Genomic DNA, 14,463 nt, shown 5'->3' on the forward strand with positions numbered 1-14,463 from the left:
AAAGCAAGTTAGATCTAACTTTTTTTTATTCTAATTAGAACGATCATTCTTTAATTATATTACACACATGAACCTAAACTTTTGGAGGAGAGATTAATATGAAGTACACCGTGATCACAGGAGCAAGCTCCGGCATTGGATATGAGTCAGCATTGGCGTTTGCTGCACGTGGCAAAAACTTGATTTTGGTAGCCAGAAGATTGGACAAATTAGAAGAGCTTAAATCGACGATTCAAAATAACTATCCTGACGTAGATGTCGTGATTCGTATAAGCGACTTGTCGGTTACGGATCAAGCCTATACACTGTATAACGATTTGAAGGAATATCAAATCGAGACATGGATTAATAATGCAGGGCTTGGTGAAGGCTCCTTCGTAGCCGCGCAGAAACTGGAAAAAGTCGAAACCATGTTACGCGTTAACATCGAATCCTTGACCATCCTTTCAACACTATATGTGCGAGATTATGCTGACGTAGAAGGTACTCAGTTAATTAACGTATCATCAGCACTCGGATATGTCATTGCTGTCGGTAGTGTTGCTTACTCTGCATCTAAATATTATGTGAGTGCCTTCACAGAAGGGCTGGCAAAAGAACTCGAACTGAAAGGCGCAAAAACAAAGGCAAAAATTCTAGCACCAGCCATAACGGAAACGGAATTCGTGAAAAAATCAATCGATGTCGAAGATTTTGATTACAAAGCCAACTTGCCTAAGTACCATACTGCCAAGCAAATGGCGAGCTTCATGCTGGATCTTTTCGATAGCAACGAAGTGGTAGGGATCGTAGACCAGAACTATAATTTCAATTTGAGAGGGCCAATCTATCCGATCTTTGAAGGTCTGTAAAATTTATTCGATTGATGGGATACATCATTTGAAAAGGGGAATATGGAAGAATGGAAAAATTGTGGAGTAAAACGAAAATTGGGAAAATGGAATTGCCTCATCGGTTAGCGATGGCACCAATGACACGTGGTAGAGCTCAAGAAGACGGTACGCCTGGAGAGGACGCTTCCCTTTATTACGCCCAGCGCGCATCCATGGGACTTATTATTACAGAAGGTGCGCAACCGTCAGATGATGGTCAAGGTTACTTGTGGTCTCCAGGGATATATACGGAAAAGCATATTGAAGGGTGGAGAAAAGTTACAGATGCAGTGCATGGAGAAGGTGGGTATATGTATATCCAATTGATGCATGCCGGTCGTATGTCGCACCCCGACAATACACCCCATCATCGACAACCCGTTGCACCTTCCTCCATCGCGCCAGGTGTAGAAATGTTTACTGCTACAGGCATGCAGGATATCCCCGTACCACGTGAGTTAAGTAAAGAAGATATTCAAACAACCATTGCAGACTTCCGCAAAGCGGCTGCGGCAGCTATTGCAGCAGGAGCTGATGGTGTTGAAATTCATGGAGCTAACGGTTATCTGATTAATCAATTTATCGGGGAAAGTTCGAATACGCGGACGGATGAATATGGCGGATCTATAGAAAATCGTGCTCGCTTCGCCATTGAAGTAGCAAGAGCCATCGTCGATGAGATTGGAGCCGAAAGAACTGGCTTCCGGATATCGCCAGGGACCCCTCTTGGGGGAATTCAAGATGGTGAACAAGGTCCTGAACTTTACCGTTACCTGGTGCAGGAATTAGCTCAATTGGATTTAGCTTACCTTCATATTATGCACCTCGGAAATGAAGAACTGCTCCGAGACATTCGTTCCCTATGGACGAATCCATTGTTAGTTAATCGGGCTGGGCGGGCACTGGAAGATCTTAGCGCTGACATAGATAGTGGTCTTGCTGATCTCGTACCCGTCGGTGTATGGTCATTAGCTAATCCAGATTTAGTGGAACGACTTCAAAAAGGTGCGCCATTGAATGAAGCGGATCCGGCAACATTCTTTGGTCACGGAAGCAAGGGATATACGGATTACCCTACGATGAATGAATTAGCTTCTCAAGAAAGGTAACAATAGGCATAGGTGAAAATGGCGTACAACTGAAAATTGTACGCCATACATCTTGCGCGAGCACTGATTATGCATAGAAAGAGGATAAAACATGAGAGCAGCGCAAATGCACAAGTATTCAAAAAAAATTCAACTGGAACTGAATGAGGTGGAAATACCGGTAATCAATAGCGATGAGGTTCTCATTAGCGTAAAAGCTGCGGGTGTAAATCCATTAGATATTCTAATTATAAATGGCAGTGTTCGGATGATTTCTGATTATGAGTTCCCATTAACTTTAGGAAATGAACTATCCGGCGTTATTGAAGCCGTAGGAAAAGAGGTTGTGAATTTCCGTGTGGGTGATCACGTTTATACGCGATTGCCGATGAACCAAATTGGGGCTTTTGCGGAATACGCAGCGGTGAAGGAAGAGGCTATAGCCCTCATGCCTGAAAATCTTTCGTTTACTGAAGCAGCGGCTGTACCCCTCACTGCTTTGACGGCATATCAAGCATTACATGATATGCTTCATGCTCAGCCCAATAAAAAGCTGTTTATTCCTGGAGGAACCGGAGGCTTTGGTGCAATGGCAATTCCTATCGCCAAATCCATGGGTTTGTATGTCATTACAAGCGGCAGCGAAAGAGGCAGATCACGTACCCTGTCGATTGGCGCAGACCAATTCATCAATTATAAAGAAGAGAACTATGCTGACGTTCTATCCGACATTGATTATGTGATCGACACCTTGGGAACCAAAGAGATCAAAGCCGAAATGGGTATTCTAAAACCCCAAGGAAAATTGGTATCCTTGAAAGCTGCGCCAAATTATCAATTTGCCGCTGATCGGAATTTTCCATTATGGAAAAGACTATTGTTTGGCTTAGCTGGGTCCCGCATCGATTCTTTGGCAAGCAAGCATCAAATTGAATATCGTTTTATATTCGTGCAGGCCAATGGCAGTCAGTTACAAGAGGTCACTAATATTGTTGAACAAGAAAACATCAAGCCCTCAATAGACTCCGTTTATCATTTTAATGACATTAACAAGGCATTGGTTAAAGTCTCTACTGGCCATTCGCAAGGCAAAGTAATTGTAACGTTCTAAGCCGAGCTCTCGTAGCTGGATTTCCGATGACAGAGACATACCTTTCAAAAAGCCACATATTTTTTTCGTTTTATTAGAATGATCATTCCCTAATTTTCAGTCTCTCCGTGCTAAATGAACTCGTTTCGTTTAGTTTGCAAATCCAGGCAGCTGGAAACGTTACACTATGGTTTAAGCATAACATTTAAAATTGAGGTGGGATACCAGAATGAGAAAGACGGTTCTTATCACAGGGGTTTCCGGTGGGATCGGTAAAGAATTAGCTGATCGGTTTGCCAAGGGCGGACATAATATAGTGCTGGTGGCTCGCAGCGAGAGTAAAATAGTGAAACTCGCACAGGAATATCGAAAAAAATACGGCATTCAGGCAACGGTCATCGCCAAGGATGTGGCGGCACCGGGGGTACCTGAGGAAATCTTCACAGAGCTAAAGGAGAAGGGGATTACCGTTGACTATTTGGTCAATAATGCCGGCTTCGGTTTGTTTGGGACATTTATAGAAACGGATATGGAGCAAGAAGTGAATATGATTGACGTTAATATCAAGGCTCTGACGGTTATGACGAAGCTATTCTTGCCGGATATGATCAAACGAGGGCAAGGTGGAGTGATGAATGTAGCTTCCTTGGTGGGTTTCTTCCCAGGACCGATGATGTCTGTTTACTATGCGACGAAGGCGTACGTGTTGTCGTTCACCGAAGCTTTGGCGAACGAAGTGAGCGGAACAGGCGTGACTGTAACCGCATTATGCCCGGGGCTGACGTCAACCGGATTTGTTGATCGTTCTGGTATGGGCGCCGTGAAGGGCGCGATCATGGAAGCTGGACAGGTGGCTGAAGAAGGGTATCGAGGCTTCTTGCGTGGCAAGACATTAATTATGCCCGGTGTCCGTAACCGTTTCATTGCGTTTATGCCGCGGTTGCTGCCTCGTATGATGGTGACTCGTTTAGTTAGAAGCACACAGGACAGGACGGAGCATTGATTCGAAGGGGAAAGGTTAAACAATGAACGAGTAATCAATAGCGAAGCATTTCAATGGCATCGAAAAAACCTTATTCAAGGAAATGGGAAGAGTCTGATCAAGACATGAAGGGCGGCCATATGTAAGCAGTTTGAGCTAACCCATTAGAGCCAAATGAGGCTAGCTCCCCTCGTCCATCATTTCGTGCTACAATAAAAGAAAAGTCGAGGGGACGATAGCGGGGTCGTCGATGTCATACACCCCGGAATAGCCGATGAGCGAAACCGAACAACTTACTTATAAACAATGCGCATATTGCAAGAGTAGTAAGCCGCTCTCCGAATTTTTGCGTCGAACGGGTCGGCGCTCCGGTTCTGGAGCACGCCGCGGCGCATGCCGGGACTGCCGCATGTTGAAGGGAAAAGCAGCTGCCCCTGCGATCGCTGCCGCTGAGTCAGAACAGAAGGCTTTGCGCAGCAAAGCGCCTTCCCGGTCTAAGAAGACGCCTTTGAAGGCATCCCCCATACTTGCGTCAAACGACGCAGCACTGCTGAGGCCGACTCGTCAAGGAACGATTTGGATGCGCGGACGGACGGATAAAGGCCGAAGATGGCATCAGGAAATCGAACTGGAATTAGCGCAAACGCTGGTAAAGGAACGGGCAGCGGTTGTCGTTAACCGTCACACGATTCGACGCCTTTACAGCAATAGGGATTTCCGAAAGTTCATTTTGGAGCGGGATAATCATACTTGTTATTTTTGCGGGGAGTACGGGGATACGATCGATCATATGCTGCCGCGCGCGAAGGGCGGTCACACGACGCCTGACAATTGCGTTTGTGCCTGTAACGAATGCAATCAATCGAAGGCGGACCAAGATATAGAGGCGTTTATGAAAAATGAAGAGGTTGTTCAGTGAAGTCTTACGGGCATAACTGAACAATCTCTTTTTGTCTATAACCGCAATCTATTTATTAATACAGGTGCAGGTTATACTTGGTATAATACTTGATCGCCAAGGAAGGAGCTTCAAGGTGAAATTGGGCAGAGGTTCGGTTGTTTTGTTATGTGTCTTGGTTGCTGTCATACTAGGATTCATTTTTATTAGGCATACCGGCTCAAAAGAAGAAGCTCTTCCTGCACCTTCTGAACAAGTTGAGCCGGAGTTGTCTCCGGCAAAGCCGGAGGAAGACAAAACGGCCGCTGCAGTTACGATAACGATCGAAGCTGAGGCTGGAGAGCGGACAGGGGTTTCGGCCGTTGTCGACGACAGAGCTTCTGCCGGGAAAATCGTTGAAGGCTTCGACAAAGCAGGCGACAATCTGAGGTTAACATTGCAAGTGGCTGCTCGCGGAACGTATTTGATTACGATTCGATATAAAACATACGGGGGAGATAAGCCTAATTCGTTATCTCTAAACGGGGAGAAAATTGCGGATTATACGTTTAAGGATACGAATATATTGAAAGATGCCGTAATCGGTCAATTCGACCTGAACGAAGGTGCCAATACATTTGATATCACTAGTAGCTGGGGATGGATTGCCGTAGATCATATCCAGCTGTTCGGGGGACCGGGCGGACCGGTAAATACAGTTGCCTTAACAACGGATGGCAGCGGTTCCGGGCCCTCCGATTTGCCAGTCACGCTAACCGCCCGCGCCGACAATTCATCCGAATACCGCTATTTGTACCGTGTGAAGAATGGCGAATGGATGACGTTGAACGAGTACAGCAGGCGCCTCAATTTTGTATGGATACCCCCTTCCCCGGGAGAGTACGAGCTTAAAGTATATGCCAGGGGAATCTATTCCAAGGAGGAGAAGCAGGCGGAAGAGATCATACCCTATACGGCTTTGCCCTCATACGTCGGGAAGCCGCTAGTGAATCCGATGTTCAGCGATAATATGATTCTTCAAAGAGGTGCGGAGGCTGCCATATGGGGGTGGGCGGCGCCAGGAAAAGTGGTTACTGTTGCGATTGGCGGTAAGACGGTAACCGCCACCGCGGATTCTGACGGTATATGGAAGACAGTGCTTGGTGTTTTTACGGCTGGTGGACCCTATGAGTTAACGGTTAGCGATGAAGAAGAGATAGTTAGCTATAATAATATCCTGTTCGGCGACGTATGGTTGTGTTCGGGACAATCCAATATGGAGTTCAGGCTGTCCAATGTTATAAATGCAGACGATGAAATTAAGAATGCCAATTATTCCGACATCCATTTCATCACGATACCTGCTAAAACCAGTCAGGTACCTCTTTCTATGGTGAACAGGGACACTAAGTGGCAGGTTACCACTTCGGAAACGGCTCCGAATTTATCTGCGGCCGCCTATTTTTTTGCGCGGAAACTGAACAAAGAAACGAATGTTCCTGTCGGCATTATATTTTCAGCCGTAGGCGGAACCAATGCGGAATCTTGGACCAGCTATCAAACGTTACAAACTTTACCTGAATTCATTCAATCTTCGGATGACGTCAGAAACGGGGCTGCAAGCAGTGCGACTACGAAGTCACCGACTGCGTATTACAACGGAATGATTGCTCCCGTAGCTCCTTATTCATTGAAAGGAGTGCTCTGGTACCAAGGCGAAAGCAACTGGGGAGAGCATCGTTACAACAAGCTGCTGCCTGCGCTGATTGCGGATTGGCGTGCTGCTTTCAAGGATCAGGAACTGCCGTTTGTTATTATTCAAATTTCCGCGTATGGAACGATTCAAAGCGAAAATAATCCGGCACAGACGAGTGAAGGGCTGCCGGAGATCCGTGAAGCCCAGCTTAATACCGTGCAAAATGATGACAGGACTTGCCTGGTCGTCACAACGGATGTAGGAAATAGCGCAGATATCCATCCAACGAATAAGCAGGATGTCGGTTTGCGGTCTGCAATTTGCGCATTGGGTAAGTTTTATAATGAAAATATCGAATATTCAGGTCCTATTTATAAAGCAATGGCTAAGGAAGGAAATCAAATCAGAGTGTCGTTCGACCATTCCGGTACAAAGCTATTTGCAGGACTTAAGAACGGATTGCAGCCGGTTCAAGAGGACCGGAATGGAGAGCTCAGCGGATTTGCGATTGCCGGAGCGGATCATAGATTCTACTCCGCGCATGCGGAAATAGATGGAGATACGGTTCTTGTATCGTCGGATCGAGTTGATGATCCCGTGGCCGTGCGTTACAGTTGGAACGATTCGCCCATCGGCAATCTTTACAATAATGCCGGATTGCCTGCTTCTCCGTTCAGGACGGATCCGGGTCACTATCTTTCCGTTATAGGCGGGACTGGGGAAGGAGTTTACGGTATAAGCGAAGAGGTTGCCATTACTGCCAATACTCCTCCAGAAGGAATGAGGTTCGATAAATGGATAGGGGATACCCAATTTGTTAAAGATGTTCGCAAACCGGATACTTCGATACGCATGTCGGATGCCCGTTATACCGTAATAGCTCCAAGTTACGTTAAGTATGCGGAATGAAGTTAGCTTTATTGCTAAAGGGTATGTACGCTAAAATGACAAAGAGGATATCCATTATTTCTGGATATCCTCTTTGTCATTTCTCATATTAATCCCTAATAATGACATCCGCCTGAATAAGCGTTTTTTCATAGCTGGTATTTGGGTTGAGTATTCTCCAAAGTATCTGATCCACGGCCCTCTTGCCGAGCAGCTCCTTGTCGACATTGACGGTGGCCACGATTGGCACCGTTGGGTGCGTGTTGTCGAAGCCGGTAAAAACGAGGTTATCAGGAACAGCCATACCCATTTTCTCCATTGTTTCTAAAGCGAAAAAAGCGCAAATATCATTCGCGCACACGAAAACCTCAGGCAATCCATACTGTGTGATCGCTGCTTTAAACGTATCCTGAAAATTATCGATCTCCGGGCCGATGAGCGAGGGAATTTGTTTAAGTTCGATCCCATGATCGTCAAGCGCAGCACGGAACCCGAGGAAACGTTCATAAAAGCTTTGCGCGTCTCTGATGTTGCCTAAAAATTGATAGTTCTTATACCCTTTTCTAATAACGGTGGTCATAATTTCCTTCATACTGGTTAAGTTGTCGGTAAAAATAGAGTCGCAGCGGAAGCTCGGATCAAGATGATCTACCATGACAACAGGTATGCCGAGCCGTTTAATATCGAACAAAATTGGCGTTGATATAGAGCCGACAGTTATGATGCCCATTATGGCTTCAGGGTTTAGAAGGGAAAACATAGAATCATCTGTCGGCTCCGTTAAGGTTAATATATTTATGCCCTTCTGATTTAACCGTGTGGAAATGCCGTTAAAAATCGGTCCCCAATAGAGTGAATCCGTGTTTTGATAACGAATGTTTGGAAATAGGACGAGAATGGTCCCCGACCAGTTCTTTGTATCGATATCGATCAATTCATTGGACGAAGGCGTACCCGGAAAATCTTTAAAGTATCCCAGCTGCCCCGCCGCTTTTAAAATCATCTCTCTCGTTTGCGTACTGACTCCCGATTTGCCGGATAGTGCCCGAGATACGGCAAACTTCGACAACCCCGTGTAATCAGCTATTTCCTGTATGGTTACTTTACCTCGCATGTAGATCATCCTACTTTAGTCAGATTGGTTGTACATCTATATTTGTTAAAGCATTCAACATATTTAGTAAATGGTACTCATCTAAAATATCATTTTACATGATTGCCCGAATCATTAGAAATATATTTTTCAAATAAGTTCCCTTATTAATCGCGGTTTTTAAAGTATCAGCGCCTTTCCAACCAATTATTTTGTTTTGTTATTTTTGTTATGTACACAAACATATCATCAAAAGTTATTTTATACAAGTTGGTTTGTTATTAATGCAGGCTTTATACAGCGTTTCGGCGTTTTTATAGAACATAACAAACAAAAATCATTGACCGTTTTAAATGTTGATGATAGTATTTGTTATGTAAAACAAAACAAAATAAATAACAAATGAAGGCGGTGTTCAAAAGAAACGCAGGATGGGAGAGGCGGTTATTTTTTCGGATAGCTTTGTAAGCGCTCTATGCGCTCTATTTAAAATGTTTTTAGTTTCTTTTGATGAACGTTAAAACGGGAGGTTCGACAATGAGAAAAATGAAACTGGTTTCAATTTTGTTGTTAAGCTTCATGCTTATGCTTACAGCCTGCAGCGGCGGAAGCAGCAATAAAGAGAATAATGCGGCTCCAAAAGAAAGCGCTGTCACAGAGCCAGCTCCAACAGAAGAGCCGGCTGCAGAAGCTCCCGATTTAGGCGGACGCGTCATTAAAGTTTCAGCATGGTGGGACTTGAAGCCTGCTGGAACAACGGCCTCCGAGAAAGCCCGTCTCGCAAAAATCGCTGAAGTTGAAAAAAAATATAATGTAAAGTTCGAATTCGTAAATGTTCCTTTTGAAGAATATTTGCCTAAATTTACAGCAACCGTTCTGGCGGGAGAGCCTTTCGCCGATATCGTTCAACTGGAGTACAAAGCGGCGCTGCCGGCTATTTTGAAAGGACAGCTGCTTCCTCTTAGCGATTTCACGACTTCGGCTTCGAACATTAACAACGAAGCAAACCTGATCATGAAATCCCCTGCCATTGCAGGCGGAGAATATGCGTTCGACGATCCGTTCACAGGCGGTTCGGGGATGCACTATAACCGCGATTTATTCAAAAAGCTTGGACTTCCGGACCTGCAGGAGCTGTACAAGAGCGGACAATGGAACTGGGATAAGTTCATGGAAATCGCCAAGCTGGCCACGAAGGATACAGATAATGACGGAAAAATTGATGTTTACGGATATTCCGGCTGGCCTACTGATCTGTTCCGCAGCTTTACGGCCGCAAACGGAGGCTTCATTGTTGACGAGAAGGCGGGTACACAAGGCTTCACAGATCCGAAAACGATTGAAGCGGCAGAATTTGTGAATCGCATGTACAATGTTGAGAACGTTGTCAAAGTAAAAACAGGCAACAAAACGGATTGGCAGGAGACAAACACGTTTAAAGACGGCGACGTAGCCATGTTTATGGCTGCTGCCTGGAATTTAGGCGGATTGACCTTCGACATGGGTCTCGTTCCAATTCCGAACGGACCACAAGGCAGCCCGGAAGTAACCTATGCGAACAATGCCCAATCGGCCAAGTTTATCCCTAAAGGCGTAAAGGATCCGCAGCTCGTATACCAAGTTTATGAGGAAACATTTGACATTCCTAATACACAAGAGTTCCCGAGCCAAGAGTGGCTCGAGAGCATCTACAATCATGAAGAAGATATTTTCATCATGCGTGATCATATTAACGGTACCGGTCAAATCCTGCTCGATGACGCTTATCCGGATTTCCCAATTTACAAGTTTGTTGAGGACATAATCGTAAACAATCAATCGGTTACAGCGACTGCCGAGAAGTATAAACCGGAGGCGGAAGCTTCCATAGCCAAGCTAGGTAAGTAATCGTAATCGTAATCGTAATCGGATTAACTTTTGTCATGAGGGTTGGGGGATGTCTTTGCGACCTCCCCCAATTGTATGAATAAAGGAAGTATCAATGGACGGTGAAACCGTTCACGTTGCAGGGAGGACTTCTGGTGATAAGCAATTTGCGGCTTGCTAAAATGGCTAGGAAAATAGTGCCTGTTGTTTTGGCGTTTATAATTGTGCTTCCATCCGGCTTGAATTTGCAGGCAACCGCAAGTTCAAATGCTTCGTCAACGGACGAGCAAGCGGGCAGCAGCACGAATGGGACAGCTACATTTAATGAGCGCAAATACGTTCAATATTTATCGGAATACGAAGGAGCCGCCAGACCCGATCAGGAAATCGTGCTGGAAGCGGCTAATTACAGCCATGTGGAAGGCCATGGTTTCGAGAAGCTTGACCAATACGAAGGCATGGACGGGGTTTCACTCTTAACCGGCGAATCTGGTAAGGCAGAGTGGTCTTTTCAAGTAGATGAAGCAGGACTATACCATTTATCTTTGCTCTATTTCCCAATCGAAGGGAAAAGCTCGGCTATTGAGCGCGGCTTGTTAATAGATGGCGAACGTCCTTTCCGGGAAGCGGCTTTTTTACAGTTTGACCGTATTTGGAACAATCAGAAGGAACAGGTTGTACAGGATAATCAAGGCAATGATTTACGGCCGAAGCAGGTCGAGAAGCCGAGATGGAGCGAGAAAGCGTTTCAAGATTCCGACGGTTATGAAGATGCGCCGTTTCTCTTTTATTTTACGGAAGGCGAACATACGATAACGCTGGAATCGACAAGGGAACCAATGGTGATCAAGCAGCTGAAGCTGTTCCAGAAGCAAACGCCGCTGCCTTATGATGAAATGGTCGAACAGTACGAGGCGGAAGGCATAAATCCCGCGGAAGGTCAATTAATAACAATCGAGGGCGAGCATTCGACCGCCAAGTCATCGCCAACCTTATATCCTCTAAGCGAACGCTCCAGCGCTGCCGTTTCTCCGTACAGCGCTTCTAAAATAAAAATCAATACGATCGGCGGATTTAATTGGAGGCTGCCCGGCCAATGGATGGAATGGGAGATCGATGTCCCGGAGACGGGACTGTATAAAATCGCGTTTAAATCGCAGCAAAATTTCGTGCGGGGCATTTATTCGACGCGTAAATTAACGATCGACGGGGAAATTCCTTTTCAAGAAATGGAAAGGGTTGCATTCCGTTATAAAAGCGGTTACCGGCTCGATGTAATGGGCGGCAAAGATCCATACTTGTACCGGTTGGACAAAGGAAAGCATGTGCTGCGGCTTGAAGTAAGCCTCGGCGAGTTTGCTCCTTTAATTCGGGAGGTCGAGGACAGTCTTTATAATTTGAATGACATGTACCGCAAAATATTGATGATTACGGGCACGAAGCCTGATGAATTCCGCGATTATCAGCTGGAAAAGAAAATTCCTGATTTGCTTACGGTATTTAAATCAGAAAGCGACCGTCTGAAGGTAGTCGCAAAGCAGTTAGTGGAATTGTCCGGACAATCAAGCGACCAAGAGGCGCTGCTGAAAACGATGGCTTTGCAATTGGATGAAATGGTGGAGAAGCCGGATACGGTTCCAAGAAGGCTGGGCGCGTATAAAACGAATACCGGTGGCCTCGGCACGTGGGTTCAGCAAGCAAGGCAGCAGCCCCTTGAATTTGACGCCATCTATATCGCATCTCCTGATAAAAAGTTTCCGAAGAAAGGCATGGGATTAGGCGCAAAGCTTAAGCATGAGGCTTCAACTTTTGTCACCTCTTTCTTTACCGATTATAACCAAATCGGAAATGTGGCTGAAAGCGATGATCAGCGCTCGGTCACGGTATGGATCGGAAGCGGACGGGATCAAGCTAACACAATGAAGGCCATGATCGATGAAACGTTTACATCATTAACAGGCATTAATGTCAATCTGAAGCTTGTTAACATGGGAACGCTGCTGCCTGCCACTTTGGCCGGCCAGGGACCCGATGTAGCGATGCAGATCGACAATGACATCCCAGTTAACTTTGCAATGCGTAATGCGACGGTCGATTTGACGCAGTTTGACGATTTCGAACAAGTGAAGGAACGATTCCGGTCAAGCGCAGTCGTGCCATACAGCTATGAAAACGGGGTTTATGCCCTGCCGGAAACGCAAACGTTCAATATGCTGTTTTATCGTAAGGATGTGCTGGAAGAGCTTCATTTGGATGTGCCGCAAACGTGGGAAGACGTGTCTAATCTGCTTGCTGTACTTAGTAAAAACCATATGCAGTTCGGTTTGCCTGTCGTTGCTCAGGCTGCTGTTCAAGGGCAGAACATCCCTCCTAATTCGATGTACGCCACGCTGCTGTTCCAAAATGGCGGCCAATTTTATCGCAATGGCGGGAAAGAGTCCGATCTCGATTCCCGTGTAGGCATCGAAACCTTCAAGCAGTGGTCTGAGTTTTACACGGATTACAAATTGGAACGGGAGTACGATTTCGCCAACCGTTTCCGTACCGGACAGATGCCTATCGGCATTGCGGATTATACGATGTATAACCAGCTCTCTGTATTTGCCCCGGAAATTCGCGGGATGTGGGGATTTGCTCCCGTACCTGGAACCTTGCAGGAGGACGGCTCGATTAATCGCGAAGTCCCAAGCGGAGGCAGTGCCGTCGTCATGATGAAGCAAGCCGGTGATAAGGATGCGGCATGGGAGTTTATGAAGTGGTGGACGAGCGAATCGACACAGACGGTATTCGGCAGGGAAATGGAAGGCTTGATGGGCGCCGCGGCACGTTATCCGACAGCGAATATTAAAGCGTTAGACAGCTTGCCATGGCCTGTTGCCGACTATGAAAATTTAAAAGAGCAGTTCGAATGGGTGCAAGGTGTTCCGGAAGTGCCGGGCGGCTATTTCACAGGCCGGCATTTATTTAACGCCTTTTACAAGACGGTGGTCGGTCAAGTAGAAGCACGCGAATCGATCATGGACTATGTGCAGTACATGCAGGACGAAATACGTACCAAACGGAAAGAATTCGGTTTACCGCAATAATGGGGGAGGGTCAAGCGTGCAAAATTGGTGGAGCCTGAAGTTGCGGGAAATGAAAGCCAATAAGCATTCGTATATTTTGCTGGCGCCGTATATGGTGTTGTTCGCCGTCTTTACGGTGCTTCCCGTCTTAATATCGATTGTACTCAGCTTTACGTACTTTAATATGTTGGAATTTCCAAAGTTTATCGGCTGGCAAAACTATACCCGCTTGTTTCTGGAGGACGAAGTATTTCTAATTGCGGTGAAGAACACGCTGCTATTCGCAATTATTACCGGACCAATCAGTTATATCGCATGTTTTGTTTTCGCCTGGATTATTAATGAGCTGTCTCCGAAAGTTAGAGCGGTAATGACGCTCGTTTTCTATGCGCCGTCTATTTCAGGAAACGTTTTTTTCATATGGCTCATGATATTTTCAGGCGACCGTTACGGCATTGCCAACGGATTTCTACTTAAATTGGGATTAATACTGGAGCCCCTTCAGTGGTTGAAGAAAGAAGAATATATTTTACCTATTATCATACTCGTCCAATTGTGGCTCAGCTTGGGGACCGGCTTCCTCGCATTCATTGCAGGCCTGCAAACCGTCGATCGTACCTTGTACGAAGCGGGTGCTGTGGACGGTATAAAAAACCGCTGGCAGGAGCTTTGGTATATTACATTGCCATCCATGCGGCCGCAGTTAATGTTCGGCGCGGTCATTCAGCTTACATCCGCGTTTGCCGTAGCTGACGTATCTATAGCTCTTGCAGGGTTTCCAAGCGTGAACTATGCGGCAGAAACGATTGTGACGCATCTGATCGATTTCGGCACCACCCGCTTTGAAATGGGTTATGCTTCGTCCATCGCAACCGTACTGTTCATGATTATGGTGGGAACGAACCTCATCGTACAAAAACTTCTTCGCAAGGTGGGTGAATAAGTT

Annotated in this window: 10 protein-coding genes; 9 read left to right on the plus strand and 1 reads right to left on the minus strand. The window is 46.0% G+C overall.

Annotated features, from left to right (window positions below; genetic code table 11):
- Positions 1-98 precede the first annotated feature (98 nt).
- The 6 genes from DFP97_RS16720 to DFP97_RS16745 all read left to right on the plus strand — a co-directional run bounded on the left by DFP97_RS16720 (position 99) and on the right by DFP97_RS16745 (position 7,514).
- Positions 99-851, plus strand: coding sequence for an SDR family NAD(P)-dependent oxidoreductase (locus DFP97_RS16720; protein ID WP_114381335.1), 753 nt, complete (start codon positions 99-101; stop codon positions 849-851).
- Positions 852-901: 50 nt separating this feature from the next.
- On the plus strand, positions 902-1,981 hold the full coding sequence (locus DFP97_RS16725; RefSeq protein WP_114381336.1) for an alkene reductase: 1,080 nt from the start codon (positions 902-904) through the stop codon (positions 1,979-1,981).
- 91 nt (positions 1,982-2,072) lie between these two features.
- Positions 2,073-3,071 carry an NADP-dependent oxidoreductase gene (locus tag DFP97_RS16730; protein ID WP_114381337.1) on the plus strand — a complete coding sequence of 333 codons (999 nt, stop codon included), beginning with the start codon at positions 2,073-2,075 and terminating at the stop codon, positions 3,069-3,071.
- 208 nt (positions 3,072-3,279) lie between these two features.
- Complete coding sequence (locus DFP97_RS16735) at positions 3,280-4,053, plus strand: SDR family NAD(P)-dependent oxidoreductase (RefSeq protein ID WP_114381338.1); 774 nt, start codon at positions 3,280-3,282, stop codon at positions 4,051-4,053.
- Positions 4,054-4,306: 253 nt separating this feature from the next.
- Positions 4,307-4,951 carry an HNH endonuclease gene (locus DFP97_RS16740; RefSeq protein WP_114381339.1) on the plus strand — a complete coding sequence of 215 codons (645 nt, stop codon included), beginning with the start codon at positions 4,307-4,309 and terminating at the stop codon, positions 4,949-4,951.
- Between the two features lie 115 nt (positions 4,952-5,066).
- Entirely contained in the window at positions 5,067-7,514 is a 2,448-nt protein-coding gene (locus DFP97_RS16745) for a CBM35 domain-containing protein (RefSeq protein ID WP_147275067.1), read from the plus strand.
- 88 nt (positions 7,515-7,602) lie between these two features.
- Here the strand turns inward: DFP97_RS16745 and DFP97_RS16750 are convergent, their stop codons facing one another.
- Positions 7,603-8,607 carry a LacI family DNA-binding transcriptional regulator gene (locus tag DFP97_RS16750; protein ID WP_114381341.1) on the minus strand — a complete coding sequence of 335 codons (1,005 nt, stop codon included), beginning with the start codon at positions 8,605-8,607 and terminating at the stop codon, positions 7,603-7,605.
- 516 nt (positions 8,608-9,123) lie between these two features.
- Here DFP97_RS16750 and DFP97_RS16755 point away from each other — a divergent pair.
- The 3 genes from DFP97_RS16755 (at position 9,124) to DFP97_RS16765 (ending at position 14,460) form a co-directional block, all read left to right on the plus strand.
- Complete coding sequence (locus tag DFP97_RS16755) at positions 9,124-10,473, plus strand: ABC transporter substrate-binding protein (protein ID WP_114381342.1); 1,350 nt, start codon at positions 9,124-9,126, stop codon at positions 10,471-10,473.
- A 161-nt stretch (positions 10,474-10,634) separates the two neighbouring features.
- Positions 10,635-13,538: an extracellular solute-binding protein gene (locus tag DFP97_RS16760; RefSeq protein WP_114381489.1), complete on the plus strand. Its 2,904-nt coding sequence runs from the start codon at positions 10,635-10,637 to the stop codon at positions 13,536-13,538.
- A 49-nt stretch (positions 13,539-13,587) separates the two neighbouring features.
- On the plus strand, positions 13,588-14,460 hold the full coding sequence (locus DFP97_RS16765) for a carbohydrate ABC transporter permease (protein ID WP_245976343.1): 873 nt from the start codon (positions 13,588-13,590) through the stop codon (positions 14,458-14,460).
- Positions 14,461-14,463 lie beyond the last annotated feature (3 nt).

This window comes from Paenibacillus prosopidis (assembly GCF_003337375.1).
Lineage (GTDB): Bacteria > Bacillota > Bacilli > Paenibacillales > Paenibacillaceae > Pristimantibacillus > Pristimantibacillus prosopidis.